This is a genomic window from Massilia sp. IC2-278 (assembly GCF_020708045.1).
Lineage (GTDB): Bacteria > Pseudomonadota > Gammaproteobacteria > Burkholderiales > Burkholderiaceae_D > Telluria.
Map to the genome: position 1 here is coordinate 1 of NZ_JAJFES010000027.1, position 24,870 is coordinate 24,870.

Sequence of the window (24,870 nt, forward strand, 5' to 3'; positions counted from 1 at the left end):
CATGCCGCCAGCGTTCAATCTGAGCCAGGATCAAACTCTTCAGTTCAATCTCTGTTTTCGCCATTTCTGGCAACTTCTTTCGAAGTGTCGCTCACTCAAAATACTGACCGTCATCTCATTGCTGAGACAACGTATTTCTTTTGTGTGAACATTTGATAATTTAAGTAATCAGCTGAACAAGTCAGCTGGCACCTTCATCAAACGCCCACACTTATCGACTGTTAATTGTTAAAGAACTTATTCGGTGCTTCATCTTGCTGCGCTTGCGAATCGTTTTGTTCGTCAGCAGCAGAGGGACAGAATCATAAAGTGTTTCGTGATACTCGTCAACCTCTTTTTTGCTACACCGCAGATTCTGCGGCTCTCGCTATCACTTCAACTACTTGATTTCGTTGTCGTTTCTGCGAGGGACCGAACTATAGCAAACGGAATGCACTTGCGCAAGGCCTCACACAGTGCGCTCGAAATCGGCCTTCGCGGCAAGGAAGCGGCGCAGTGCCGTGCCCGGGTCCAGGCCCGACATCAGCATGTTCACGATCTCCTTCTTGTCTTCGCTCGTCACTTTGGCGCAGGCTTCGCGATGCGAACAGAAGTAGGCATACCAAGCCACTTCGGCCGGGCGCTCCTTGCGCGGCTTCAGGTTTCTCGGCAGCGCTGCGCGGGCCTGGGCGACATATGCGCCCAGCTGCGCCAGCGCGACCGGCCAGTCGGCGCCGCCGATTTCCAGGTCGCCGCCCTTCGCGTCCCTGCCCGACAGGTCTTTCACCACCAGGCGCGCCAGGTCGGGAAACCCGCCCGCTTCGCAAAAGCGCGCGACGAATGCCAGCTTCGGCCCTATCCCGACGGGCACCGCACGGCCGAGCGTTTCATCGTGCGGATACATGAGGCGGCCGCGCTCGAGCACGCCCGCATAATCGATCGGCGCCGGCCCGTTGGAACGCACATGTGCGATCAAGGCCTCGACCAGCCGCGCACCCACATCGATATCGGTAAGCGTGAATGGGATATCCGGCCTGCTGCTGTCTGACATAAAGACCTCTCGATAAAGCGAGCATCTTAACAATATCCGGCGCACCGTCCAGGCCTGACGCGACCCGCACAGGTCCGATAGCCCATCGAACCCGCAACGCGGCACGAAGGCGCCGTTGGCAGAGATTCATCCATGGATGGCATGTTTGCCACTCCGGGCGCAGCTAGAATGCCGGACCACTTTGCATACCGGACAACTTCTACAGGACAGGACATGCGTTTCTGGTTTCTCCCTATCGTACTGACAGGTTCGCTCACGATGCCGGCTTCGGCCGATCCGCTAGACGATGCGATCGCACGCGAAATGGCACGGCGCCACGTGCCCGGCGTGGCCGTCGCCGTCATCAAGGACGGCAAGATCGTACGCGAGCAAGGATATGGCCTGGCGAACGTCGAGCACGGCGTGCCGGTCACGCCACACACCGTATTCCAGTCCGGATCGGTCGGCAAGACCTTCACCGCGGCCCTGGTCCTGCTGCTCGTACAGGACGGCAAACTGAGACTCGATGACCCGGTTTCGCGCCATCTCGGTGGCACGCCGCCAGCCTGGGCGGGTATTACCATCCGCCACCTCCTGATCCATACCGCGGGCCTGGGCGACCCTTACCAGAAGATCGACCTGCGCAAGGACTACACCGACGAGGAACTGGTCGCCCTCGAAGCGACGCTGCCCTTGCTGTCCGCCCCCGGCGAGCGCTTCAACTACAGCAACCTGGGCTACCACCTGCTCGGCTTCATCTGTACGAAGGTGGGCGGCAAGTTCTGGGGCGACCAGGTGCGCGAGCGCATCTTCGCACCGCTCGGCATGGGCGCGCGCGTGATCAGCGAGGCCGATATCGTGCCGCATCGCGCAGCAGGCTACGCGTGGGCGAACGGCAAGCTGAAAAACCAGGACTGGGTGTCGCCGAGCCTGAACCGCACCGCCGACGGCGCCCTGTACCTGACTGCCCGCGACCTCGCCTTGTGGGACCAGGCGCTCGAAAGCGACAAGATCCTGGACAAAAGCATGCGCGACGCCAGCTTCACCACGCCGCGCCTGACCGGCGGCAGCACCAGCCCGTATGGCTACGGCTGGTACATCGGCGCCCAGAATGGCCACCGCACCGTCCTGCACGGCGGGGCCTGGCAAGGCTTCAAGACCGTCATCAACCGCTATGTCGACGACAGGCTGACCGTGATTGTCCTGGCGAATTCCGCCAACGCGCGCCAGGGCAAGCTGGCCGACATGATCGCGGCCCACTACCTGCCTGCGCTGGCGGTCACGCGCGCCAAGGCGATCGCGGACACCGATCCCGCGGTGACGAAACGGGTACGCACGGTCGTCCAGCAGCTCGCCAACCGCCGCATGCCGGATGGGCTATCCGAGGCCCAGCGCCAGCGCTTCACGCCGCGGTGGATCGGCATCGTCGCCGACGAGATCGGGAATGCCGGCCCCCTCACGGGCGTCGAACTGCTGGCGCGCAGCAAGGAAAGCGGCGGCGAGCGCTTCCGCTACCGCTTCACCTACCAGGACGAGACCTTCATCGTGTCGACAACGCTGGGGGCCAGCGGCACCATCGACAACCTTGGCTTCTCGTTGGAATAAGCCAATCGCCTTATTCCAGCACCAGGTTGCGGGATTCGACGTCCACGCACAGGATGGCGACGGCGCCAATCGCCAGGAAGCCGGCCAGCATGGCCAGCGCCAGCGTGAAGTGGGTGGCCATCACCGGCGCCACGATCGCCGGCGCGAACAGGCCGCCGAAGCGCGCCACCGCGCCGGCCAGGCCCATGCCGCTGGCGCGCAAGTCGGTCGGATAGACCTCGGGCGTGAACGCATACAGCGCGCCCCAGGTGCCGAGCAGCGCAAAACTCACCAGGAGAGTCGAGCCCACGACCACGAAGGTGGCGCTGCCGAAGCTGTAGAACATGCAGCCGATCGCACTCAGCACCAGGAAGCCGACCAGCGTCGGCTTGCGCCCCCAACGCTCGACGCCGTAGGCCGACAGCGCGAAGCCCGGCAACTGCACCAGCGCCAGCAGGATCAGGAACTCCTGGCCGCGCATGAAGCCGAAGCCCTCGGCACTGAGCCGCACGGGCAGGTAGACGAACACGCCGTAGTACGCAATCGAGATCAGCATCCACGCCAGGAACAGGCACACGCTGCGGCGCCGCAGCTGCGACGAGAACAGCGACGCCATCGAATGCTTGACCGGGGTTTCCGCATGCAGCGGCGGGATGGTCACCTGGCGCCCGTTCACCCTGGCCACCCGCTCCAGCACCGCGCGCGCCTCTTCGCCCATGCCGCTGCGGCTCAGGTACATCGGCGACTCGGGCACCGACAGGCGCAGCACCACGCCCACCAGGGCCGGCAAGCCGGTGACGAAAAAGATCACGCGCCAGGCATCGTCGCCCCAGCGCACCGCCACCAGGGCCAGGACGGCCAGCAGAATCGTGCCGACCGCCCAGAAGGATTCGAGCAGCACCAGCCAGCGCCCGCGCCGGTCGCTCGGCAGGAACTCGGCCATCATCGTGTAGTCGACGGGCAGCGTGCCGCCAACGCCGATACCGGTGAAGAAGCGCAGCACCAGCAGCCAGGTGAAGTCCGGCGCAAAGGCCGAGGCCACGCCGAAGCAGGCGTCCAGCACGACGGCGGCCAGCAGCACCGGCCGGCGCCCGATGCGGTCCGCCAGGCGCCCGAAGGCAAAGGCGCCGATCAGCATGCCGACAAAGAAGACCGTGCCCGTCTCCAGCGCCTGGGGCATGGCGATGCCGAAGGTCCTGGCGATCGACGGCGCGCTGAAGCCGATCGACAGCACCTGCATGGCGTCGGCCATCCAGACCAGGCCGAAGATGACGAACAGCCGGTACTGGAACCGGCCGACACCGGCCGTCCGAATGCCCTGCTCCACCGTCATGTTCGTCGCCGTCATGTTGTGATCTCCGCTTTACCGATCGTTATATAAGAGTGAGTGTGCCGGATAGGCCGGCCGCCTACTGTGCAATACAAAACGCACGCGCATGAAAAAAGCCCGCAATTGCGGGCTTTCCAAAAACGATGCTGCCGCCGTCATCCGGCGAACGGCGTCTCCGCCACGCCCTGTACGCCCGGACGCAACAGTACCACGCTCCCGGCATCGCCGCCCGTTCCTGGGTCGATCGAGGTCACCAGCAACGTGTCCAGCGCCGGGCCGCCAAAGGCGCACATCGAGGGCTTGGCCATCAGCAGCGCGATTTCCCTGTCAAGCCGCCCCGCCGGCGTAAAGCGCTGCAGCACGCCACCGTCGTTGGCGCAGCTCCAGTAGCAGCCGTCGGCGTCGACCGCCGCACCATCCGGGCGCCCCTTCTGGCCCTTCAGGTCGAGGAAGACGCGCTGGCCGTGCGGCGTGCCGCTGTCGACGTCGTAGTCGAAGGCCCAGACGGTGCGCCTGAGCGGGTGCGAGTCCGACAGGTACATCGTGCGCCCGTTAGGCGACCAGGCCAGGCCGTTCTGCGTGAGCATGCGCGCCACGAACGGCCCGCGCAACCCTGGGCCGCCGCTGTAGCTGTACAGGCCGCCCACTTCGCGCGCGGCGCCCATGTCCATGAACATGGTGCCGCTCCAGAAGCGCCCCTGGCGGTCGCAGCGGCCATCGTTGAAGCGCATGCCCTCGCCCAGCTCGGCCTCTGGAGGCGCAGCCAGCCGGCTCGCCTGCGCCAGGCCGTCTTCGTCCAGCTGCAGGCGGAAGATCCCGGTCTCCATGCCGGCCACCAGCCCACCGCCGCCGGCCGCCGCGATGCAAGCCACCATTTCCGGCGCCAGCCAGCTGCGCAGCGCGCCGCCGGCATGCTCCATGCGCCAGATGCGGCGCGCCGGGATGTCGACCCAGTACCAAGCCTCTTCCCCTGCGTGCCAGAACGGGCTTTCGCCGGTGGCGCAGTGCACGCCGGGGATGCGTTCGATGTCCATCTTCTTCCTTACAGGTCGGTGATCTCGCGGTGCGCGGGCACCAGCGCTTTCATCACGCACCAGGCCACCAGGTAGGCCAGCGCGCAGATCGAGAACATGATCATATAGCCGGTCTGCAGCTGGCCGAGCGCGCCGTAGTGGTCGAACAGTGCGCCACCGAGCTTGGTGAGCAGCACGCCGCCCAGGCCGCCGGCCATGCCGCCGATGCCGACCACCGAGCCGACGCTGTGTTTCGGGAACATGTCGGAGACCGTGGTGAACAGGTTCGCCGACCAAGCCTGGTGCGCCGACGCGCCGATGCCGATCAGGATCACCGGCACCCAGTAGCCGAGGTAGCCGAGCGGTTGCGCGGCCAGCACCACCAGCGGGAACAGGGCGATCAGCAGCATGGCGCGCATGCGGCCCTGGTAGATGTTGTAGCCGCGGTCGAGGAACCAGGTGGGCAGCCAGCCGCCGCCGACGCTGCCGATCATGGTCATGCTGTACAGGACGGCCAGCGGCACGACCATGTCCGGACCCGACAGACCGTACTGGGCCGACATGTACTTGGGCAGCCAGAACAGGAAGAACCACCAAACGCCGTCGGTCATGAATTTACCGAACGCGAAGGCCCATGTCTGGCGGTAGCCGAGCAGCTTGAACCACGATGCCTTCGGCGCGGCAGCCAATGGCGCGGCGGCGGAGACGGCGGGTGCATCGCTGTTGATGTAGGCGAGTTCTCCCGCACCGAGGCGGCGCTGGCGCTCCGGCGCATCGTACAGCCAGATCCACAGGCCCATCCAGATGAAGCCGACCGCGCCGACGGCGATGAAGGCGGCCTGCCAGCCCCAGTACTCGGCGATCAGCGGCACCGACAGCGGCGCCAGCACCGCGCCGACATTCGCGCCGGAATTGAAGATACCGGTGGCAAACGAGCGCTCGCGCTTCGGGAAGTATTCGGCGGTGGCCTTGATCGCAGCCGGGAAGTTGCCGGCCTCGCCCAGCGCCAGCACCGCGCGCCCGACCATGAAGCCGGCGATCGAGACCGGCACGGCGGCCAGGCCGACGGTAGTGAGCACGCTGTTGACGGCGGTGCCGATGCCGATGGCATAGGCGTGGCCGATGGCGCCCAGCGACCAGACGATGATCGCCAATATATAGGCGCGCTTGGTGCCCATGCGGTCGATCACGCGGCCGGCGAACAACATCGAGATCGCGTACACGAACTGGAAGGTGGCGGTGATGTTGGCGTAGTCGGTGTTCGACCAGCCGAATTCCCTGGTGAGCACCGGCGCGAGCAGGCTCAGGACCTGGCGGTCGAGGTAATTGATGGTGGTGGCGAAGAACAGCAGTGCGCAGATCGTCCAGCGATACCTGCCCACCACCGTTGTACGCTCCGGTGTGAAGCTCATGACTTGCTGATTCATGGATCAGTTCTTTTCAAGTGAGACAGCCGGCGTCTCCTCCGGCTGGTGCAGCAATCGAATTACACAGGGCGCATCAACCCGCGGTCTTCAGTTCTCCATCGAAAATACGCGCCAGGCGCAGTGGATTGTCGTCACGCAGCGCCTGCGGTAGCAGGACGTCGGGCAGGTTCTGGTAGCACACCGGGCGCAGGAAGCGGTCGATGGCGGTGGCGCCGACCGAGGTCGTGCGGCTGTCGCTGGTGGCCGGGAACGGGCCGCCGTGCACCATCGCATGCGAGACCTCGACGCCGGTCGGGAAGCCGTTGAACAGCACTCGGCCCGCCTTGCGCTCCAAAATCGGCAGCAGTTGCGCGGCCAGCGGGTAGTCGGCTTCCTGCACGTGCACGGTCGCGGTCAGCTGGCCATGCAGCTGTCCGGCCGCCGCCAGCATCTGTTCGGCGCTGTCGAAACGCACCACCAGTGCGCAAGGACCGAAGACCTCGTCCTGCAATTCCGGATTGGCCAGGAAGTCGCCGGCCACGCATTCGTACAGCGCAGCCTGGGCGGCGCAGCCGATGCCATCAAGCGAACCCTGCGCCACCAGGCGCAGGCCGGCGCTGGCGCCGAGGCGCGCGATGCCGCTGCCATAGGCATCGTGGATGCCGGCGGTGAGCATGGTGCCGGCGCCCTTGCCTGCCAGCGCAGCCTTGGCGGACGCCATGAAGGCGTCCAGCGCCGGGCCGTCGACCGCGAACACCAGGCCGGGGTTGGTACAGAACTGGCCGACGCCCAGCGTCAGCGAATCGACGAAGCCCTGGGCCAGGCCAGCATTGTTTTCCAGCGCGGCGGGAAGCAGGAACACCGGGTTCACGCTGCTCATCTCGGCATACACGGGAATCGGTTCCGCACGCGCCGCGGCGGTGCGCATCAGCGCGGTGCCGCCGGCGCGCGAGCCGGTGAAGCCGACTGCCTTGATCGCCGGGTGCGCCACCAGTTGCTGGCCAATGGTGCGGCCATCGCCGAACAGCATCGAGAACACGCCTTCCGGCATGCCGGTCTCGATGGCGGCGCGCTGCACGGCGCGGCCAACGAGTTCCGAGGTGCCGAGGTGGGCGCCGTGGGCTTTCACCACCACCGGGCAGCCGGCGGCGAGTGCGGACGCGGTATCGCCGCCCGCCACCGAGAAGGCCAGAGGGAAGTTACTCGCGCCGAAGACGGCAACCGGGCCGAGGCCGATCTTTGCCAGGCGCAGGCTCGGGCGCGGCGGGGTGCGGTCCGGCAGCGCACTGTCGACCGTCGCGCCAAGGAAGTGGCCGTCGCGGACCACCTTGGCGAACAGGCGCAGCTGGTTCACGGTGCGCATGCGCTCGCCTTCCAGGCGTGCGGCAGGCAGACCGGTTTCCAGGCCGGCGCGTTCGATCAGGTCCGGGCCGATGGCCAGGATCTGCTCCGCCACCGCTTCCAGGAAGCGTGCGCGCTGTTCCAGGGGCAGGCTGCGATACGGGTCGAAGGCGTCGGCAGCCAGCTGGCAGGCGCGTTCCACGTCTTCGCCAGTGGCCTGGCCGAAGCCGGGTGCGAACTCCGCGCGGGTGGCCGGGTTGTAGGCCAACTGCTCGCCGCCGCTGCCGCGCACCAGCGCGCGGCCAATGATCATGTCACCAGTGAGCGCCATGACTTACAGCGCCTTTTGCTGCTTGTTGATCAGCGCCAGCAGCATCTCGTCTTCCGCCGCGGTCAGATCGGTCAGCGGTGCACGCACCGGGCCGGCGCCATGGCCGACCAGGCGCGCGCCGGCCTTGATGATGCTGACGGCGTAGCCGGGTTTACGGTTGCGGATATCCAGGTAAGGCAGGAAGAACTCATCGAGCAGGCGGTTGGTGGTGGCGGTGTCGCCGGCGGCGGTGGCGTGGTAGAAGTCCATCGCCAGTTGCGGCACGAAGTTGAACACGGCCGACGAGTACACCGGGGTGCCCAGTGCCTTGTAGGCGCCGGCATACACCTCCGCCGTCGGCAGGCCGCCCAGGTAGCTGAAGCGGTCGCCCATGCGGCGCCAGATCGAGACCATCAGCTCGATGTCGCCGATGCCGTCCTTGAAGCCGATCAGGTTCGGGTTGCGCTCGGCCAGCTTGGCCAGCGAGTCCGGGCTCAGGCGGCACTGGGCGCGGTTGTAGACCACCACGCCGATGTCCACCGAGCGGCATACCGCTTCCACGTGGGCGACCAGGCCGTCCTGGCTGGCTTCGGTCAGGTAGTGCGGCAGCAGCAGCAGGCCCTGCGCGCCCTGGCGCTCGGCTTCCTGCGCGTGGGCGATCGCCATGCGGGTCGGGCCGCCGACGCCGGCCAGGATCGCGACGCCGGTACCGGCGCAGGTGTCGACCGCGGTCTTGACGATCTGGCCGTATTCGTCACCGGCCAGCGAAAAGTATTCGCCGGTGCCGCCGGCGGCGAACAGCGCGGTTGCGCCATATGGCGCCAGCCACTCGAGGCGCTTGGCGTAGCCGGCCGCGTTGAAGTCGCCGTTGGCGTCGAAGTCGGTGATCGGGAAGGACAGCAGGCCGTGCGACAGGACTTTTTGTAATTCGAGTGGATGCATTGCGGGTCTCCAGGACTGGTTATGAATGACGTCAAGCGTCTTGCTTTGAAAGCAGTTGTAAGTCATCGTACAACTGAAAGCATCACCTCGCAAGCAGAAATTTAACAACGCTTAATTTATTCGCGCCTCCAGGCGGCGTTGCGCCTGCACCAGGCGTTCGCGACTGTTCGAGAGATGCGTGCGCATCGCGGCGCGCGCCGCCTCGGGATCGCGCCGTTCGATGGCGCGGTAGATGTCGTCGTGTTCGCGGCTGACACGCTCGAGGAAGTCGGCCGGCTTATCCTGCTCCAGCTCGGCCGTATTCAGGCGCGCGCGCGGGATGATGGTATTGCCCAGCTGGCCCAGGATATCGACGAAATACCGGTTGCCGGTGCTCTGCGCAATCAGCAGGTGGAAGCGCTTGTCGGCCTCTACGGCCGAGCGGCCGACGGCCATCGCTTCCTGCATCTCGGCCAGTGCCGCGCCCAGCTCCCCTACCTGCTCGTCGCTGCGGCGCACGGCCGCCAGGCCGGCGGTTTCGCTCTCCACGGCGATGCGCAGTTCGAGGATGGCGAGCACGTCGCGCAGGGTGAGAATGCTTTCGGCATCGAAGCCCAGCCCGGCCTGCGGCGGCTCGAGCACGAAGGTGCCGATGCCGTGCTTGGTCTGCACCAGCCCGGACGCCTGCAGGTGCGAGATCGCTTCGCGCACCACGGTGCGGCTGACGCCGTGCTGCGACATCAGCGAGGACTCGGTCGGCAGTTTTTCGCCCGGCTTGAGCAGGCCCTGGCGGATGCTGCCGCCGATGTGTTCGACCACGCCCTGGGCGAGGTTGCGGGGCTTGCGCTGTGCAGGAATCATGGAAACCATCGTGTGGATGCAATGCATGCATTATATCCGAGAGCTTGTTGTCTGACGTCTTATGACAAGACGACCGTAAGTATCGTCGAACAAGTCGCAGGAACGGGAACACTGGCCCCACGCGGCCTGACCGCTTGATAAATTGGTCAGGCCAAAATAGAATCGTGTAAACTCCAGGAGCCTGCCGATGCCACGTTTCACCTGCCTGACCCCTCTCCTCTTCGCGGCAGCCGCCAGCGCCGCACACGCCGCCGCCCTGCCCGACCGCGTGATCCTGGTCGGCGACTCCACCATGGCCAGCACCACCGGCTACGGCGACGCCCTGTGCACCCGCTTCACGCCCGAGACGGCCTGCATCAACCTGGCGCGCGGCGGACGCAGCTCAGGCAGCTTCCGCGCCGAGGGCCGTTGGAACGAGGTACAGGATCTGCTGCGCGACGGCGCCGGCTTTCGCACCACCTATGTGCTGATCCAGTTCGGCCACAACGACCAGCCGGGCAAACCGGGCCGCTCGACCGACTTCGTCACCGAGTTCCCGGCCAACATGACGCGCTATGTCGAGGAAGCGCGCGCACTCGGCGCGCAGCCGGTGCTGGTCACCCCGCTCACGCGGCGCAGCTTCAAGGCCGGGTATGTGCAGAACGACCTGGCGCCCTGGGCCGGCACCGTGCGCCGCATCGCCGGCGCCACGCACACGCCGCTGGTCGACCTGAACGCGCGCTCGCTGGCCGCGGTGCAGGCCATGGGGCCGACGGAAGCCGACAAACTGGCGCGCACGGGCGCGAATTTCGACTACACCCACGTCGGCCCGCTGGGCGCCGAACGCTTCGCCGGCATCATGGCCGAGGAGCTGGCACGCACGCTGCCGGACCTGGCGCCTGCCCTGCGGAGCGCGCCATGAGGGCGGCGCTGACGGCCATCCTGCTGGCGCCGGCGCTGGCACTGGCGCAAGCCCCGGCCGGGGCGCCGCCCGAACGCCAGCACGCACCGCTAGACGGCTGGGCCGCACAGGAAGGCGGCACGCACGGCGGCGCCCTTGCCGATCCGGCCCACGTGTACACGGTGCGCGACCGCGCCGGTCTGCTGGCGGCACTGGAAGCGCCGGCACCGGCACGCATCGTGCGCGTGGCCGCCGGCATCGACATGAGCGAAGGACGTGCCTTCAGCGACAGCGGCGACCAGGCCCGGCGCGGCACGGTGCGCATTCCGTCGAACACCACCCTGATCGGCGTGGCGCCGGGCGCCGGATTCGTCAACGGCAGCCTGGTGGTGGCTAACGTGGCGCAGGTCGTGATCCGCAACCTGGCCATCCGCAACCCTTGTGACGTGAATCCGCGCTGGGACCCGCAAGATGGCGCCAGGGGCAACTGGAATTCGCTGTTCGACGGCATCACGGTGTCTGGCTCGCACCACGTGTGGATCGACCATAACAGCTTTACCGATGCGCCCGACACCGACGAGCGCCAGCCTGTTGAAAACGGCATGCGCAAGCAGTGCCACGACGGCGCGCTCGACATCACCGGGGGTTCGGACTTCGTCAGCGTCACCTACAACCGTTTCGCCCTGCACGAAAAGAACATGCTGATCGGCGCGGGCGACCGGGCCACTGGCGACGCCGGGCACCTGCGCGTGACGCTGAAGGGCAACCTGTTCGAACACGTGGCCGAGCGCGCCCCGCGCGTGCGTTACGGCCAGGTGCACCTGCTGAACAATTATTACGTGGGCGACCGCAAGCACCCCGTCTACCACCATGGCTACAGCATCGGCGCAGCCCATGCTTCGCGCATCGTGTCGGATGCGAATGCCTTCGACATCGCCGGCGCCGAGCGGTGCAGCCAGGTCGTGCGCGATCCGGCGTCCAGCCCGGGCGTATTCAACGACAAGGGCTCGCTGCTGAACGGCCGGCCGCTGCTCGATTGCCCATTCGGCGGCGATCCCGGCTGGCGCGTGCCGTATGCCTTTACCGCCCTGCCGGCACGCGACGTGGCGCGCCACGTGCAGGCGCAGGCCGGGCCGCGCAATCTGGAGGAAGCCGCAAGCAGCTTCGTCGAGGCGCGCCTGGTCCCGGCCGAAGGCGCGCCCTTCGTATTGCGTGCTCGCCAGAACGGCGCCGATTGGCAAGGCGCCAGCCTGCGCCTGCTTGACGCCGGCAAGGTGCTGCAGGTCGAGTTGCTGGCTGCGCGTGGCGGCGCCGTCGAGCGCCTGAAGCAGATACGCCGCCGCGCCCCGCCGGCGGGTGCGCCGCTGGTGCTGCGCTTCGGCGCCGACGATGGCCAGCTGGCCGCCTTCGTCAACGGCGAACGCGTAACCAGCGCGCTGGCAGCGGCGCTGCCTGCCACACAGGCGCCCGCTGCGGACGCGGGAGCGCACACGCTGCTCGGCCTGCGCTCGGGCGCCGACGGCGCGCCAGCCGGCGTAAGCGTGCAGCTGGGCGACGACCGCCTGCTCCTACAGGTCGGCGACGCGCCCGAAGCGGTGCGCGTCGGTGCGACGTCGGCTGTTTCGGCGCAGGCTGCTGACCCGCGCATTGCCTCGGTGGAGGTGGCGGGTGGCGTTTTGCGCGTCACACCGCACGCGCAGGGGCGCACGGCCGTCACCGTCACCAGCATCGACGATCCCTGGGTCCAGACGGTTTTCGGCGTGGAAGTCGGCGCGCCGTTCGCCGCACCAGCCACGGCAATGCTGCCTGCCGGTGTGACCGCATCGCCCGCACAGGGCGAGCGCGGCGTGCCGCCCGACACGCCCCTGCGCCTCGCGTTTGCGCAGGCGCCCGCACTCAGCGGCCAGGGCAGCGTGCGCCTCTACCGCAGCCGCAACCGCGCCCTGGTGGCCACCGTCCGCCCTGGCGAAAGCGTGGCCGCGATCGGCCCGCCGCCGCGCCAGCGCCTGGTACGCCAGCACCAGATCACGGTGCAGGACAAGGAACTGCGCGTGCGCCTGCCGCAGATGCTCGACTACGACACCGAATACGAGGCCGTGGCCGACGGCGCTCTGCTGAGGGCCGGCTTTGCGGGTGCGCGCTGGTCCTTCCGCACATCGCGCTACAGGCCGGTCGGCGACAGCATCACGGTCGACGACGACGGCCGCGCCGATTTCCGCACCGTGCAGGGCGCCCTCGACTACGCCATGGGCCTGCAGCGCGCGCAGGCGCTGACGGTGAACGTGCGCGACGGCGTGTATCCAGAACTGCTCTACCTGCGCGACAAGGACAAGCTGAGCCTGCGCGGCGCCAGCCGCGAAGCGACCATCATCCGCGCCGCCAACAGCGACACGCGCAACCCCGGCTCGGGCACCGGCCAAATGCCGGGCACGCCGGGCGTGCTGGGCGGACGCGCGCTGCTCCTGGCCCAGGACAGCGATCTGCTCGAGATCCGCGACATCACCCTGCAAAACACCACGCTGCGCAGCGACGGCCATTCGGCCCAGGCCGAAACCCTGTTCTTCAGCAGCGACGCCGGGCGGCTGGCGGTGCGCAATGCCCACTTCATCAGCGAGCAGGACACCCTGCAGCTGACCGGCTACGCATGGTTCTACCGTTCGCTCATCGAAGGCAACGTCGACTTCATCTGGGGGAACAACCGCGCCGCGCTGTTCGAGGAAAGCGAACTGCGCACCGTGGGCGACAGTGCGAATCCGGACAGCGGCGGCTACCTGGTGCAGGCGCGCACCGTGGGGCCAGACGAACCGGGCTTCGTCTTCCTGCGTTCGCGCCTGACGCGCGGGCCTGGGCCGGCGGGGAACATGCCGCCGCTTGGGGCGACCTATCTGGCACGCTCGCCGGGCACGGCGAATACCTGGGACCATGTTGCCTTCATCGACTGCACGGTCGGGCTGCACATTGCGGCCGATGCCTGGCTGCGCAAGCCGCTGCCGAATCCTGTGCAGGGTGGCTGGCGCGAGTATGGCAACAAGATGGAGGATGGGCAGCCGCGCAGCTTTGGCGGTGCACAGCTGAATCAGGAAGAGGCGGCGCGCCTGTCGAGCCGGGCTGCGGTGTTCGCGGGGCGCGACTGGAACCCGCATCCCTAGCACTGCGCGGTCCACCCTACATATCGCTTGACAGCACCGTTTACGACTGTAATCATTAACGCCGATTACAACTGTAAATGGTGCTGCCATGCCGAATTCCCCTGCAAGCGATCCCGTAACGAATATCAGCGACGCCGAGTCGCATGTCATGGAAGTGCTCTGGCGCGCGCCGGGGCCGATTGTGGCCGAGCAGGTCGTCGTCGCCCTGTCCGAAAGCCAGCACTGGCAAACGGCCACCGTCAAGACCCTGCTGAACCGCCTGCTCAAGAAAGGCGCCATCGCGGCGCAGAAGGATGGGCGGCGCTTCCTGTACCACGCGGTGCTGCCGCGCGAAGCCTGGCTGGCGCGCGAGAGCGAGAGCCTGGTGCAGCGCCTGTTCGGCGGACGCATCGCCCCGCTGGTGGCGCACTTCGGCAGCCAGCGCAAGCTGTCACAGGCCGACCTGCAGGAACTGCGCCAGCTGATCGACACACTCGACGACGGCCAGCGCGATGGGAAGTGATCTGATCTCCCTGTTGCTGCGCGTGGCGCTGGTCACGTCCGCCGCGGTCACGCTGCTGCTCCTAATGCGCAAACCATTGCAGCGCCAGTTCGGGGCCGCGCTGGCCTACGCCGCCTGGCTGATCGTGCCGCTGGTCGCCGCAGCGGCGCTGCTGCCCGCACAGGCACGTCCCCAAGTCTTGTCCATGCAGGCGCCGTATGCGGTCCAGGCCCTGGTCCGGCAAGCCACGCCGGCCGCCTTGCCCGCACAGGCCAACTATCTGGCATTCGCCTGGGCCGCCGGGGCGCTGGCCTCGCTGCTGTGGCTGGTCGCCGCGCATCACGCCTTCCTGCGCCGCGCCGGGCCGTTGGCACGCCAGGGAGCCATTTATCTGAGCGCCGCCGGTATCGGCCCGGCTTCGGTGGGCCTGCTGCGCCCGAAGATCGTGGTGCCGCACGACTTCGCCGAACGGTACACGCCAGCCGAGCAGGCCCTGATCGTCGCGCACGAGGGAGTCCATATCGCACGCCGCGACGCCTTCGCGAACCTGGCGGCCACGCTGTTCCAGTGCCTGTTCTGGTTCAATCCGCTGATGCATGTTGGCGTGCGCGCCATGCGCCAGGACCAGGAACTGGCCTGCGACGCCGCGGTCATGCGGCGTTATTCCGGGCAGCGGCGCATCTATGCCGAAGCCCTGCTCAAGTCGCATGCCGGCCCGATCGCTTTCGGCGCCGCCATCCACTGCCACTGGCAATCCCTTCACCCAACCAAGGAGCGCATCATGCATCTGCAGCACACCACGCCTGGAAAAGTTCGCCGCGCCGCCGGCCGCATCATCCTTGCCCTGCTGGCCGCCGGCAGCTTCGGCGCCACGCTCAGCGTACACGCCGGACAGGCGCAGGCTGCGGGCACGTATTCGATCGCCCTGTTCGTCAAGGCCGGCAGCAATCCCGATGCGCCGTTCCAGATCGAGGCCGATGCCTTCGGCAAGCGCGAGAACGACCTGGCCGTGCCGCGGGTCGTGACCGAGGCCGGCAAGCCGTTCAGCGTGTCGTCCGAGGGCTGGCGTGCCGACGTCACGGTACGTCCGGGGAACGCGAAGAACGACGTCTGGCTGGCGACCCGGCTGTTCAAGGGCAAGGAACTGGTCGCCACGCCGACACTGCTGGCGCGCCATGGCGAACGGGCGACCGTCAAGGTCGGCGAAGGCGCGCAGGCGTTCACGCTGGCGATGACGGTGACGCCCCAGCCCTGAGCGCTCGGGGAGGCACGGCGCACGGTTTTGGTTGGTCCACTTGCAACATTGACCGTACCAAACTAAGATTCGCTAGTTTGGCAAGGGCCACACATAATCCAGGACCAACCACCGATGAAGAAAACCGCCGCGCCGAACGAAACGGGCGCCAATGAGCCACGGCTGTACCGTGTCGTATCGAGCAAGATCGAGGAGCTGATCCGCGCCGAGAACATCCGGCCCGGCGAGCGCCTGCCGGCCGAACGCGAGCTGGCCACCAAGCTCGGCGTCAGCCGCACCTCGCTGCGCGAAGCCCTGATTGCGCTGGAGCTGGGCGGCACCGTCGAGGTGCGCGGCGGCTCCGGCGTGTACGTCAGCGAACAGGCCAAGCCCCAGGCCGAGGTGCCGAGCGCCGGCCCCGGCCCCTTCGAAGTGCTGGCCGCGCGCCGCCTGATCGAGGTCGAGGTGGCGGCCATGGCGGCCAAGCACGCCAGCGACGCGAATATCGACGCCATCCTGGTGGCGGTGATGGAGATGGAGCAGCACCACGAAGACCGCAGCGGCAACGAATCGGCCGACCGCAACTTCCACCTGGCGATCGCCCGCGCCACCGGCAACAGCGCCATGGTCGGCGTGATCGAATACCTGTGGAGCCAGCGCGGCTCGCTCTGGCACAAGCTGAAGGAACACTTCCAGACCGAGGAACTGCGCCAGCAGACCCTGATCGACCACCGCAACATCTTTGCCGCCATCGCCTCGCACGACGTCGCCGGCGCCCGCACCGCGATGCGCGCCCACCTCGACCGCGTGACCCGCACCTTCTCGCGCGGCTGAACGCCGCCGCATTCCCAGCCTGGCCGCCGCACGGCGGCTGCCGGCAAGCCGTTTCTCCCTCCGCACCAGCCCTCGCCAGGGCTGCGGCGCGGCACATCCGCACTCGTCAAAGTTTTCCGCATCTGTTTGGACCAGAAAATAACTGGCTCATCCAGATTGCGAAAGTGGTCAGACCAAAGTAGAATCCTCAACATACCAATCTCTGGCGAGAGAACTCGACGCCTTGCATTGGAGCGGTCAATACGCGCGATTCGGGGAGACACCCGGACGCATCGACGATAACAAGCAGGAGACATGCAGTGAAACACCAGAACAGTATCAATGCGCCCCGTTTTGCCGAACCGCGCTTCCTTTTGTCGGCAGTCGCCGTCGCGGTGCTGGTCCTGACCAACAGTGCCGCCGCCCAGGAAGCCCCGATGCAGCGCGTCGAAGTCACAGGTTCCTCGATCAAGCGCCTCGCCAGCGAAAACGCCCTGCCCCTCACCACCATCAAGTCGGAAGAACTGGTCAACCGCGGCCTGACCACGATGTCGGAAGTGGCCGTGGCCATGACGGTGGCCACCACCAACGAGCCGGTGGGCGGCGGCGGCAGCGGCACCATGATCAACATGCGCGGCCTGAACACCAACCGCACCCTGGTGCTGCTCAATGGCCGCCGTTTGGCCAACGAAGCGCTGGGCGCCAGCTCGGTGAACGTCGACGTGATCCCGATGGCCGCCATCGACCGCGTGGAAGTGCTGCGCGACGGCGCCTCGGCCCTGTACGGCACCGACGCGATTGCCGGCGTGGTCAACTTCATCACCAAGAAGTCGATCACCGGCGTGACCCTCAGCGCCAGCGGCGCCAAGCCGGAAGCCTCGGGCGGCGGTTCGCAGAAGCGCCTCGCCATCGTGGCCGGCAAGGGCAGCATGGCCGACGATGGCTGGAACATCTACACCGCCTTCGATATCCAGCGCCGCGATTCGCTGCTGCAGCGCGACCGCCCGAACATCACCGATCCGGACAAGCTGCTGTCCCTGGGCGGCACGCCGTTCACCTCGAACACCTCGGGCGGCTCGGCCTCGCCGGCCAACTTCACCATCTACCGCAACGGGCGCTCGGCCAACATCACCGGCAACCCCTACTTCGCGGCCGGCTGCGTCACGCCGTATGCGGTCCAGACCACGGTGCCGTCGACCCGCACCAATGCCAATGGCGGCAAGACCTGCATCACCGACCCGGCCTATTACCCCGAGCTGCTGCCGGAAGCCCAGCAGGCGACCCTGTTCACCAAGGGCAGCCTGGCCCACGGCGACGGCAAGGTGCTGACGCTGGAACTGCAGCTGTCCAAGTCCTACATCGACGCCTCCGACGCGCCGCAGCCCTTCGGCGCGAATACCGACTACGACCGCCTGACCGCCTCGCGCCAGCCCCTGATGATCACGCGCGCCAGCAAGTGGTACCCGGGCGGCAGCGGCGGCGTGCCGGCGGTGGCTGGCCTGAACGGCGAAAACCTGGCCCTGACCTGGAGCCTGGACGAACTCGGCGCCGTTACCAACCACGACGAGCAGCTGAACCACCGCGTGGTGGTGGCCGATGAAGGCATGGTCGCCGGATGGGACTACCGCGCCGGCGTGTCGTATGCCTACAGCCAGCGCAACATCGGCTTCAAGGACAATTTTGTCCGCACCCCGGGCCTGTACGCGGGCGTGGCGAACGGCACCCTGAATCCCTTCGGCCCGCAGGACGCGGCCGGCCTGGCCTACCTGGAAAGCATCTCGGCCGACGGCCAGGATTACCGCAAGGCCGACGTGCGCTATTACGGCGCCGACGTCAACTTCTCGCGCACCCTGATGGACCTGAAAGGCGGCGCGCTCGGCCTGGCCGTGGGCGCCGACTGGCACCGCGAAACCTTCGAGGAAAGCGTGAACATGCTGGCCAACGAGGTCACCTATAAAGTATCGGGCACCCCGGGCGCGAACCCGAGCGGCGCACGCCGCGTGGCCGGCATGTACGCCGAACTCGATGCGCCGGTGACCAAGGAACTGAACCTGAACGTGGCCATCCGCGGCGACCATTTCAGCGACTTCGGCTCGACCTTCAATCCGAAGGCAAGCTTCCGCTACCAGCCGATGAAGGAAGTCATGCTGCGCGGTACGGTGAGCCGCGGCTTCCGCGCACCGACCCTGCCGGAACTGTACGGCACCCCGCGCCAGCTGGTGCCATCGGCCTCGAACTGGGACGATCCGCTGCTCTGCCCGAGCGCCACGCCGGGCGTGACCGGCACCGGCACGCTCACCACCGATCCGCGCTTCGCCAACCTGAACCTCGATGCCACCCGCGTCTGCAACACGCGCCTGACCACGCTCACCGGCGCCAACCCGGACCTCGGTCCGGAAAAGGCGAAGACCGTCACCGTCGGCCTGGTGGTGGAGCCGTTCAAGAACTTCGTGGCCAGCGTCGACCTCTGGAAGATCGACATGAAGGGCACCATCGCCCAGGTTTCGGAAGACACGATCTTCAACAACGTCGACCAGTACAACGACCTGTTCGTGCGCAATCCGGACGGCACCCTGCAGTACATCACCAAGACGCGCCTGAACATGGGCGGCCTGCGTACCCAGGGCATCGACCTGAACCTGAACTATGTGTATCCGACCACGAACTGGGGCCGCTTCGGCGCCTCGCTCGACGGGACCTTCACCGACAAGTACGAAGGCCAGAACGAAGTCGGCGGCACCTGGAACGACAGCGTCGGCAAGAACGGCGCGCTGTCGACCGCCGCCACCTCGGCCAACACCTATATCTTCAAGTGGAAGCACCAGGCGCGCGTGAACTGGTCCTACGGTCCCTTCTTCGCCCAGCTGACGCAGCAGTACGCGTCGAGCTACGAAGACACCAACGCCCTCGCCACCCAGAAGCCGGGCCAGCCCTTCTACAACGTGATCGACCCGTACCGCGTGTACAACCTGTCGACCAGCTGGAAGTTCAGCCCGAACATCAAGGTCGGCTTCGGCGTGAACAATCTGTTCGACGAAGATCCGCCGCTGTCGAACCAGCGCCTGAGCTCGCGCGTGGTGTTCGCACGGAACGTGGCCAAGCCGATCGGCCGCGTCTACACCCTGCGCGCCGACTACACCTTCTAAGCGGCGCCGTTCGTGGAGAACAAGGTCATGCAGGCTGTCCGCTTGCGTGACTTTGTTCGTTTTATCTCCTTCACGTAGGCAGCCACCCCATGAAGAAGCATGTTCTCGTACTCTCGATGGCCGCCGTGCTGGCCTGGCCGGCAGCGGCGGCGCCAATGCAGTTGCGCCAGGCGGCGCCTGCGGACGGCTGGGCCGCCATGGCCGGTGGCACACGGGGCGGCGCAGATGCCGCCGCCATCGTCACCGTCACGGATGCGGCCGGACTGCGACGCGCGCTCGATCCCGCATTGCCAGGCGGCCGTATCGTCCAGGTGCAGGGCACGATCGACATGAGCGAAGGCCGCGCGTTCGCCAGCACGGCCGACCAGGCGCGGCGCGGCGAGGTGCGCATTCCCTCGCACACCACGCTGGTGGGCATCGGTGCGGATGCCGGCTTCGTCAACGCGCACTTGCTGGTGTCCCGGGTGTCGCAGGTCATCATCCGCAACCTGAACCTGCGCAACCCCTGCGACGTGGCGCCGAAATGGGTGCCGGACGATGGGCCCGAAGGTGGCTGGAATGCCGAGTTCGATGCCATCTCGGTCGTCGGCGCCCGGCATGTCTGGGTCGACCACAACAGCTTTACGGACGCCCCGCTGACCGACGACACGCTGCCGGTCGAACACGGCAAGGTCAAGCAGTGCCACGACGGCGCGCTCGACATCCGCGACGCCAGCGACTACGTCACGGTCTCGTACAACCACTTTGCCCTGCACGCGAAGACCATGCTGATCGGCGCCAGCGACAAGGCGAGCGGCGATGCCGGCCACCTGCGGGTCACCATCAGCAACAACCTGTTCGAGCACGTCGCCAGCCGCGCGCCGCGGGTGCGCTTCGGCCAGGTCCACCTTTTCAATAACTACCATGTGGGCGACCGCAGGCATCCGGTCTACCGGCATGGCTACAGCGTGGGCGTTGCCAAGGCGGCGCGTATCGTCTCGCATGCGAACGCGTTCGAGATTGCCGGGGCGCGCGACTGCAGGAATGCCATCGGCGTGTTCCCATCGGCGGCCGATGCCGGTGCTTTCAGCGACCAGGGTTCGCTGCTGAACGGTGCGCCGCTGGGCGCCTGCAGCGCCATCGGCGACCCCGCCTGGACCGTGCCCTATGCGTTTGTGCCGCTGCCGGCCGCCGACGTGCCGGCCCACGTGCGGGCACGTGCCGGCGCCGGCAAAGTGGCCGCGAACTGATCCACCGACTTACAATGGAGACGCCATGACCATCACCCCCATCAATCCGCAGCGCCGCTCGCTGCTGCGCGCCGCCTCCGTCGCCGGCCTCACTGTCGGTGCGCCGGCCCTGGCCGCCCCGAAACAGTCCAGCGCCATCGAGGAAGCCTGGGCCCGCGCCCAGGGCATCGTCGACCAATTCAGCAAGCCGCTCGTGTTCCCGAAGCGCGACTTCGTCATTACCGCGTACGGCGCGGCGCCCTGCAAGACCGTGATGGTCTCCGGCTACGTGGCCCACCACGAACTCGGCCAGGTCAGCGCGCCGGCGCCGGGTGCACCGGACTGCTACGCGGCGATTGCGGCGGCCATTGGCGCCTGCAGCGCGGCCGGTGGTGGGCGCGTGCTGATCCCGGCCGGCAGTTGGCTGGTGAAGGGACCGATCGTGCTGAAGTCGAACGTCAACGTGCACCTGGCCAAGGGCGCGCATGTCTACTTCAGCAACGACCCGGACGACTTCGCCAAATACGGCGACTACGACTGCGGCGCGGCCGGCAAGCTGGTGATCTCGCGCTGGCAGAGCAACGATTGCCTGAACTATTCGCCGATGGTCTACGCCTACGGCCAGACCAACATCGCCCTCACCGGCGAGGACTGGACCAGCATCATCGACGGCCAGGGCGGCGTGCCGCAGGCGAATGGCGACGCCTGGTGGGACTGGAAGGGCAAGCGCAAGCCCGGCCCGAACCAGCATCAGGCGCAGAACCTGGTCAACCCGAAGAATCCGACGTCGATCCGCGCGGTGGCGCCGAACCTGAGCGACGCCCAGGTCGCGCTCATGGAAGGCAAGGACGACAAGTGGCGCACCGACGAAGCCTACCTGCCGACGCTGTCGGAAGCCGGGGTGCCGGTGGCGAAGCGCATCTTCGGGCGCGGGCACTGGCTGCGTCCGTGCATGGTGGAGTTCATTGGCTGCTCGAACGTGCTGCTGCAGGGTTACCAGCTGAACCAGTCGCCGTTCTGGCAGCATCATCCGGTCAACTGCAGCAAGCTCGAGATCCGCAAGGTGCTGATGGAAAGCCTGGGCCCGAACAGCGACGGCTTCGACCCGGAAGCCTGCAACACCGTGCTGGTGGACGGCTGCACCTTCAACAGCGGCGACGATTGCATCGCCATCAAGGCCGGCAAGAACCTCGACACCGGGTTCGGGCCGACGCAGAACGTGGTGATCCAGAACTGCATCATGAACAGCGGCCACGGCGGCGTGACTCTGGGCAGCGAGATGTCGGGCGGGATCCAGCACGTGTATGCGCAGAACATTGAGTTCCGTAACGCGCACTGGGCCACCGACCCGCTGAACACCGCGATCCGCATGAAGACCAACATGAACCGCGGCGGTTTCCTGCGCCACTTCTACGTGCGCAACGTGACCATGCCGAACGGCGTGTCACTCAAGCCGCTGGTGTACAAGCCCCTGCCCGGCTCGCCGATTCCGCCGAATTCGGTGGGCTCGTCGGCCGGCGCGGTGGTGACCATCGACTGCGACTACGCGCCGACCGCCGACAACGTGCGTACCCGGCCACCGATCGTCGAGAACATCCATATCTCGGGCGTGAAGGTGGGGAATGTGGAAACCAAGGACGGTCCGCGTTCCTGCTACCAGGCGCTGTTGCTGCTGGGGCCGGTGGCATTCGACTACAACGGCGACAAGCCGGGCGAGATCCTGCCGATCCGCGACGTGACGATCACCGATTCGGATTTCGGCACGCCGGTGAACGCGGCGCAGCCGTGGTTCCTGTATAACGTGCGCAATGTGAAGCTGACCAACGTGACGATCGCCGGCAAGGTGCACGACACGACGCTGTCAGCGTAAACGGTCGTCAGAAAAAAAGCCCGCGCACCTTGCGGTGGCGGGCTTTTTCACGTTTGCTGCAGGTCGCCGGGTGAGGCTTGTTGCTCCCTTGGTGGTCTTAGTGCTGGTAGGCGCCGATGTCGTAGCCGGTGGACGCGTTACGCGGCTTGCCGTCGATGTCGGTCGGCAGTGCGTAGGTGGCGATACCGCGGCCAATCACCGGCGAGCTGGCGCTCGGCTTGAAGTTCGGCATGGCGGCGGTGCGCGAGTAGCCAGCCAGCAGCGGGTCCGACGAAATCGTGCCGGTATGCTTCAGGCCATTGCGCAGCTGCCAGTCGTAGGTCGTGTTCTTGAACACCAGGTTGTTCTTGTACGAGTTGCCGGTGCCGGTCTTGCCCTGCTCCGAGATCCCGTACTTGTTGTCGTACACAATGTTGTTGTACACGGCCACGTTGTTGGCGCCAGCCGAGGTGAAGTAGAAGTCGCCACCGCCGACGATGATGCCGAACACCGACGAGCTCACCGTGTTGTTGATGATCTTCACGTTCGTTGCATCGTGCCAGAGGTGGATCGCTGCCGAGCCGACACGGTAGACCACGTTGTTCTTGATCGTGCCCGAGGTGCTGACGTAGATACCTTGCACGTAGGTGCAGCCTGCCGGGCCGATGTCGTGGACGACGTTGCCGACCACATCGGTCATCACGCCCTTGTAGTAGCTGTCCACGCCAATCGCCGAGCCGCCCGCGCTGTTGCACGGAATGGTGGTCGCGGTGTGGTGGACGTGGTTGCCTTCGATGACGTTGTAGGAACCGCCGGTGTAGATGCCGAGCGTCCACTTGGTACCGCTGCGCACTTTCGAGCCATCGACTTCGAAACCGATGATGCTGACGTAGTTGCCGCGGTTATCCCAGGCGTTCTTGTTGGTCGAGTTCGCAGGAGGAACAATCTTTGCGCCCCACTTGGTGGTCGAGACCCAGTAGATGCGGGCTGCGGCGGTGCCGTTGGCGGTGGTCTTGAAGCCGCCATCATAGGTGCCTGGTGCAACAAACACGGTGGTGCCGGCCTTGGTCACGGCTTTCGCAGCGCGGGCCAGGGTCTTGAACGGTGCAGCCTTGGTGCCGGCAGCGGTGTCCGAACCGGTCGGCGACACATAATAGTTATAGGTTGTGGCAGGCGTGGTGGCGTTGCTGGCGGTGTTCACGGTCAGATTCGACGAAGCATCATAGCCGGAGAGCGCGAAGCTGGAAGGGGTGGCACTGGCGGCGTGGGCGGTAACGGAGAAGGCCAGGACGACAGCGGTAGCAACAGCGTTCAGGGCGATGGTGGCTTGCTTTTTCATGCGAGAAGTTCCTAACGTCAAAGGTAAAAAATCGAAGCGTGTAAAACGCGAATACGTAACCTTTGAGGGGAGGAAACTTCCTTAGTTCAACTTTTTCTCAAATAAATTTTCTTGTAGTATCAAATACTTATCGCAGTTTCAGATCAGGAAACTGAACAAGAAAAGCCAGAAGAATGTTAAATCTGGCCAGAATCGGCAGCGGCAGAAGCAGCCTCGCGCTGCACCACCATGAACAGATGCTTGTGGGGTAGCTGGTCGAATTCGAGATGCCTGCACACGCAGCCACTCTCCTTCACCACATCGAGCAGACCGGGTATCCCGAGCGTGCCGTAATAGACCGGCGGTCCCATCGTCGCGTCGACGTGGGCATCCGCCGCGTCAAGTCCGCCTGCACTGAAAATGAACACGCCTCCCGGTTCCAGCGCGGCCATGAGCTTAAACATCAGCGGCCGTTGTTGTTCCAGGTCGACGTGCCAGATGCTGTCCCAGGCCGATATGAACCGGTAGCGGCGCGTCGGCTGCCAACTGCAGATATCCGCATGATGCAGGACGACGTCAGGGTCGGCCTGCGCCGCCAAACCAATCATGCGCGCGGAAATATCGACGCCCTCGATCCGCAAGCCCTGCGCACGCAGGAGCGGATTCAAGCGGGTGCTGCACCCGCAACCGGCGTTCAAGGCCCAGCCTTCGGCGGCCTGCGCGAGAAAGGCCAGGGCCACCTCATGCTGGCGCACGCCGTTATCGCGGCTGAAGCGGCTGTCCAGCCAGCGCTCCGCGATCGCATCGTAGGCCGAGGCGATGGCAGCGCTATCAGGTGCGGTCGGTAACGCCATCGTGATGGTGCGCGTCCGGTTTTACTGGCAAAGGCTGAGGCCGTGTCCGAATGTCAGACCTGAGGTGATCCGGATATCCTGGACAGTTATTTAGGCACACGGTATGCAGCGTCGACGGCGGCAGGCGTTTGGTAGCCCAAGGTCTGATGTAACCGCCGCGTAT

The 24,870-nt window shown here is 66.3% G+C and carries 18 protein-coding genes; 9 read left to right on the forward strand and 9 right to left on the reverse strand.

Features of this window, described 5'->3' with window-relative positions; genetic code table 11:
* Positions 1 to 448: 448 nt before the first annotated feature.
* Complete coding sequence (locus tag LK540_RS24235; protein WP_229439968.1) at positions 449 to 1,030, reverse strand: hypothetical protein; 582 nt, start codon at positions 1,028 to 1,030, stop codon at positions 449 to 451.
* A gap of 213 nt (positions 1,031 to 1,243) precedes the next feature.
* Between LK540_RS24235 and LK540_RS24240 the strand changes: the two genes are divergently transcribed.
* Entirely contained in the window at positions 1,244 to 2,614 is a 1,371-nt protein-coding gene (locus LK540_RS24240) for a serine hydrolase (protein ID WP_229439969.1), read from the forward strand.
* A gap of 10 nt (positions 2,615 to 2,624) precedes the next feature.
* On the opposite strand, the gene LK540_RS24245 is transcribed toward LK540_RS24240, so the two are convergent.
* From LK540_RS24245 to LK540_RS24270, 6 genes are all read right to left on the reverse strand, one after another.
* Positions 2,625 to 3,941 (reverse strand): MFS transporter, encoded by a 1,317-nt coding sequence (locus LK540_RS24245; RefSeq protein WP_229439970.1) that lies wholly within the window; start codon positions 3,939 to 3,941, stop codon positions 2,625 to 2,627.
* A 137-nt stretch (positions 3,942 to 4,078) separates the two neighbouring features.
* On the reverse strand, positions 4,079 to 4,957 hold the full coding sequence (locus tag LK540_RS24250) for an SMP-30/gluconolactonase/LRE family protein (RefSeq protein WP_229439971.1): 879 nt from the start codon (positions 4,955 to 4,957) through the stop codon (positions 4,079 to 4,081).
* An 8-nt stretch (positions 4,958 to 4,965) separates the two neighbouring features.
* Positions 4,966 to 6,363 (reverse strand): MFS transporter, encoded by a 1,398-nt coding sequence (locus tag LK540_RS24255; protein WP_229439972.1) that lies wholly within the window; start codon positions 6,361 to 6,363, stop codon positions 4,966 to 4,968.
* Between the two features lie 73 nt (positions 6,364 to 6,436).
* Positions 6,437 to 8,014: an aldehyde dehydrogenase (NADP(+)) gene (locus LK540_RS24260; protein ID WP_229439973.1), complete on the reverse strand. Its 1,578-nt coding sequence runs from the start codon at positions 8,012 to 8,014 to the stop codon at positions 6,437 to 6,439.
* 3 nt (positions 8,015 to 8,017) lie between these two features.
* A complete protein-coding gene (kdgD, locus tag LK540_RS24265; RefSeq protein ID WP_229439974.1) occupies positions 8,018 to 8,935 on the reverse strand; it encodes a 5-dehydro-4-deoxyglucarate dehydratase in 918 nt (305 codons plus the stop codon).
* A 111-nt stretch (positions 8,936 to 9,046) separates the two neighbouring features.
* Positions 9,047 to 9,775, reverse strand: a complete 729-nt coding sequence (locus tag LK540_RS24270; RefSeq protein WP_229439975.1) for a FadR/GntR family transcriptional regulator — start codon at positions 9,773 to 9,775, stop codon at positions 9,047 to 9,049.
* Positions 9,776 to 9,962: 187 nt separating this feature from the next.
* Here LK540_RS24270 and LK540_RS24275 point away from each other — a divergent pair, with 187 nt between their 5' ends.
* From LK540_RS24275 to LK540_RS24310, 8 genes are all read left to right on the forward strand, one after another.
* Complete coding sequence (locus tag LK540_RS24275; RefSeq protein WP_229439976.1) at positions 9,963 to 10,676, forward strand: rhamnogalacturonan acetylesterase; 714 nt, start codon at positions 9,963 to 9,965, stop codon at positions 10,674 to 10,676.
* Positions 10,673 to 13,804 carry a pectinesterase family protein gene (locus LK540_RS24280; RefSeq protein ID WP_229439977.1) on the forward strand — a complete coding sequence of 1,044 codons (3,132 nt, stop codon included), beginning with the start codon at positions 10,673 to 10,675 and terminating at the stop codon, positions 13,802 to 13,804. The genes LK540_RS24275 and LK540_RS24280 overlap by 4 nt, the downstream gene beginning before the upstream one ends.
* 88 nt (positions 13,805 to 13,892) lie before the next feature.
* Positions 13,893 to 14,306 (forward strand): BlaI/MecI/CopY family transcriptional regulator, encoded by a 414-nt coding sequence (locus LK540_RS24285; protein WP_229439978.1) that lies wholly within the window; start codon positions 13,893 to 13,895, stop codon positions 14,304 to 14,306.
* A complete protein-coding gene (locus LK540_RS24290) occupies positions 14,296 to 15,540 on the forward strand; it encodes a M56 family metallopeptidase (RefSeq protein ID WP_229439979.1) in 1,245 nt (414 codons plus the stop codon). Before LK540_RS24285 ends, LK540_RS24290 begins: the two co-directional genes overlap by 11 nt.
* A gap of 114 nt (positions 15,541 to 15,654) precedes the next feature.
* Positions 15,655 to 16,353, forward strand: a complete 699-nt coding sequence (locus LK540_RS24295) for a FadR/GntR family transcriptional regulator (RefSeq protein WP_229439980.1) — start codon at positions 15,655 to 15,657, stop codon at positions 16,351 to 16,353.
* A gap of 299 nt (positions 16,354 to 16,652) precedes the next feature.
* A complete protein-coding gene (locus LK540_RS24300) occupies positions 16,653 to 19,478 on the forward strand; it encodes a TonB-dependent receptor (protein ID WP_229439981.1) in 2,826 nt (941 codons plus the stop codon).
* Positions 19,479 to 19,567: 89 nt separating this feature from the next.
* Positions 19,568 to 20,707 (forward strand): polysaccharide lyase family 1 protein, encoded by a 1,140-nt coding sequence (locus tag LK540_RS24305; RefSeq protein ID WP_229439982.1) that lies wholly within the window; start codon positions 19,568 to 19,570, stop codon positions 20,705 to 20,707.
* 25 nt (positions 20,708 to 20,732) lie between these two features.
* A complete protein-coding gene (locus LK540_RS24310; RefSeq protein ID WP_229439983.1) occupies positions 20,733 to 22,556 on the forward strand; it encodes a glycoside hydrolase family 28 protein in 1,824 nt (607 codons plus the stop codon).
* Between the two features lie 97 nt (positions 22,557 to 22,653).
* On the opposite strand, the gene LK540_RS24315 is transcribed toward LK540_RS24310, so the two are convergent.
* Together LK540_RS24315 and LK540_RS24320 are read right to left on the reverse strand one after the other, a co-directional pair.
* Positions 22,654 to 23,874: a right-handed parallel beta-helix repeat-containing protein gene (locus LK540_RS24315; protein ID WP_229439984.1), complete on the reverse strand. Its 1,221-nt coding sequence runs from the start codon at positions 23,872 to 23,874 to the stop codon at positions 22,654 to 22,656.
* A gap of 176 nt (positions 23,875 to 24,050) precedes the next feature.
* Positions 24,051 to 24,707, reverse strand: coding sequence for a class I SAM-dependent methyltransferase (locus LK540_RS24320; protein ID WP_229439985.1), 657 nt, complete (start codon positions 24,705 to 24,707; stop codon positions 24,051 to 24,053).
* Positions 24,708 to 24,870: the final 163 nt, after the last annotated feature.

What these genes read in the sequence shown, in the direction of transcription:
- LK540_RS24315 (WP_229439984.1), bottom strand. Translation starts at nt 23,874, where the DNA reads ATGAAAAAGCAAGCCACCATCGCCCTGAACGCTGTTGCTACCGCTGTC.
- LK540_RS24320 (WP_229439985.1), bottom strand. Translation starts at nt 24,707, where the DNA reads ATGGCGTTACCGACCGCACCTGATAGCGCTGCCATCGCCTCGGCCTAC.
- LK540_RS24260 (WP_229439973.1), bottom strand. Translation starts at nt 8,014, where the DNA reads ATGGCGCTCACTGGTGACATGATCATTGGCCGCGCGCTGGTGCGCGGC.
- LK540_RS24285 (WP_229439978.1), top strand. Translation starts at nt 13,893, where the DNA reads ATGCCGAATTCCCCTGCAAGCGATCCCGTAACGAATATCAGCGACGCC.
- LK540_RS24240 (WP_229439969.1), top strand. Translation starts at nt 1,244, where the DNA reads ATGCGTTTCTGGTTTCTCCCTATCGTACTGACAGGTTCGCTCACGATG.
- kdgD (WP_229439974.1), bottom strand. Translation starts at nt 8,935, where the DNA reads ATGCATCCACTCGAATTACAAAAAGTCCTGTCGCACGGCCTGCTGTCC.
- LK540_RS24290 (WP_229439979.1), top strand. Translation starts at nt 14,296, where the DNA reads ATGGGAAGTGATCTGATCTCCCTGTTGCTGCGCGTGGCGCTGGTCACG.
- LK540_RS24270 (WP_229439975.1), bottom strand. Translation starts at nt 9,775, where the DNA reads ATGATTCCTGCACAGCGCAAGCCCCGCAACCTCGCCCAGGGCGTGGTC.
- LK540_RS24310 (WP_229439983.1), top strand. Translation starts at nt 20,733, where the DNA reads ATGACCATCACCCCCATCAATCCGCAGCGCCGCTCGCTGCTGCGCGCC.
- LK540_RS24250 (WP_229439971.1), bottom strand. Translation starts at nt 4,957, where the DNA reads ATGGACATCGAACGCATCCCCGGCGTGCACTGCGCCACCGGCGAAAGC.
- LK540_RS24255 (WP_229439972.1), bottom strand. Translation starts at nt 6,363, where the DNA reads ATGAATCAGCAAGTCATGAGCTTCACACCGGAGCGTACAACGGTGGTG.
- LK540_RS24280 (WP_229439977.1), top strand. Translation starts at nt 10,673, where the DNA reads ATGAGGGCGGCGCTGACGGCCATCCTGCTGGCGCCGGCGCTGGCACTG.
- LK540_RS24235 (WP_229439968.1), bottom strand. Translation starts at nt 1,030, where the DNA reads ATGTCAGACAGCAGCAGGCCGGATATCCCATTCACGCTTACCGATATC.
- LK540_RS24275 (WP_229439976.1), top strand. Translation starts at nt 9,963, where the DNA reads ATGCCACGTTTCACCTGCCTGACCCCTCTCCTCTTCGCGGCAGCCGCC.
- LK540_RS24305 (WP_229439982.1), top strand. Translation starts at nt 19,568, where the DNA reads ATGAAGAAGCATGTTCTCGTACTCTCGATGGCCGCCGTGCTGGCCTGG.
- LK540_RS24295 (WP_229439980.1), top strand. Translation starts at nt 15,655, where the DNA reads ATGAAGAAAACCGCCGCGCCGAACGAAACGGGCGCCAATGAGCCACGG.
- LK540_RS24245 (WP_229439970.1), bottom strand. Translation starts at nt 3,941, where the DNA reads ATGACGGCGACGAACATGACGGTGGAGCAGGGCATTCGGACGGCCGGT.